We start from the raw sequence: 954 nt of genomic DNA on the forward strand, positions 1-954 counted from the left end.
TTGATACGCTGCGCCCGACCGCGGTCATTGCCATGTCGGATAGCGCGCTGAAGGCGGGCGAAACGTCCACGGTCACCATCACGTTCAGCGAAGCGGTGACAGGATTGACCACGGCCGACCTGACGGTGGCCAACGGTTCCATAGCCTCGCTCAGTTCATCCGATGGCGGCACCACGTGGACCGGCACGTACACGCCGACGTCCGGCATCGAAGACACGACCAACGTCATCACGCTGGACAATACCGGCGTGGCCGATACGGCCGGTAACGCCGGCAGCGGCACGGCCAGTTCGCCGAACTACACCATCGACACGCTGCGCCCGGCCGCCACCATTGTGCTGGCCGACAGTGCGCTGGCCATCGGCGAGACGTCGCTGGTGACGATCACGTTCAGCGAAGCAGTGACAGGCTTCACCAATGCCGACATCACGGTGGAAAACGGTACCCTGTCCACCGTCAGTTCCAGCGATGGCGGCACCACCTGGACTGCCACGTTGACGCCGACCGCTTCGGTGACGGATGCCACCAACGTGCTCACCCTGGACAACACGGGGGTGGCGGATGCCAACGGGAATGCCGGTTCCGGCACCACGGCTTCGTCCAATTACACCATCGATTCGACCCGGCCCACCGCCACCATCAGTTTGTCCGACTCGGCGCTGACAGCGGGCGAAACAGCCACCGTCACCATCACGTTCAGCGAAGCGGTGACAGGATTGACCACGGCCGACCTGACGGTGGCCAACGGTTCCATAGCCTCGCTCAGTTCTTCCGATGGCGGCACCACGTGGACCGGTACGTACACGCCATCGAGCTCGGTCGATGACGCGACCAATGTCATCACACTCGACAACACGGGCGTACAGGATAGCGCCGGCAACGCCGGCAGCGGCAGCACCAGCTCGTCCAATTACACGGTAGCCACTGTGCGCCCCACAGCCACGGTTGCGCTGT

The 954-nt window shown here is 63.8% G+C and carries 1 protein-coding gene; it reads left to right on the forward strand.

Annotated features, from left to right (window positions below; all coding sequences use genetic code 11):
- Positions 1-954: Ig-like domain-containing protein (locus GM668_RS30740; protein ID WP_229500143.1), on the forward strand; the 954-nt coding region annotated here is incomplete at both ends.

Source organism: Pseudoduganella ginsengisoli, assembly GCF_009720865.1.
In the GTDB taxonomy this organism is placed as follows: Bacteria; Pseudomonadota; Gammaproteobacteria; order Burkholderiales; family Burkholderiaceae_D; genus Rugamonas; species Rugamonas ginsengisoli.